The 679-nt window shown below is 54.8% G+C and carries 1 protein-coding gene; it reads right to left on the bottom strand.

Annotation, left to right across the window (positions count from 1 at the left end):
* Positions 1-427, bottom strand: a 427-nt coding sequence (locus DVK07_RS20365; protein WP_147441287.1) for a TrmB family transcriptional regulator, incomplete at its 3' end; no start/stop codon positions are given.
* Between the last annotated feature and the right edge of the window lie 252 nt (positions 428-679).

The following is a 679-nucleotide window of genomic DNA, read 5'->3' as shown; positions in this document are numbered from 1 at the left end:
CATCATTAGCGGACGAGATGAAATCCACGACGCGTTCGGTCACCGTGTCTCGGCCGGTTACTGTCCAGACGCCCTGCTGTTCAGTACTGCGATTCACTGATGCAAGCTGGTCGAGCGCGTCTGTCAGGACTGTCACGCGATGGTCGTATTCCTGTTCGAAGTGACGGCCGGCCGTCTCCGTCGAGATGGCCCAATATCGCTGGGGACTCGACTGTTTCACGTCGACGAGACCGCGGTCCTGAAGCTCGTCAGCTGCGTCGTAGACGCGTGTTCGGGGGACATCGGCGACCTCACTCACGTCCTGCGCGGTCCCTTCATCAAGACTGACTAGGGCGACGAATGTCCGGGCGGCGTAGGTACTGAGGCCGAGCGCTTTGAGCTGTTTAACAGCCGTGGATCGTGCTTGGTTGGATGAGTCGCCGGACATTAATCGTCACCAATCTCGTGAAAACCACCGTGTATGGTGGTTTCTGACGTGTAGTGACAGAGAGGTTGGGACCAAATCTGTGCCTACACGCCACTCTAGTCTCCGTGCTACCCGTACAAAGAAGTATTGTGATTAAGTGGGTGAATAGATGAGTAGCATTGTTTCCAAGGCGCTCAAATCCCCCAAGGTTGGAGTAATTCTGTGATAATTTGGGTGACATCGATAGATCTCGGTACGACGTACTAAACATCC

It is taken from the genome of Halorubrum sp. Atlit-26R, assembly GCF_003666015.1.
Lineage (GTDB): Archaea > Halobacteriota > Halobacteria > Halobacteriales > Haloferacaceae > Halorubrum.
Note: the sequence above shows the minus strand (reverse complement) of the source record. Positions and strands in the feature narration are given on the sequence as shown.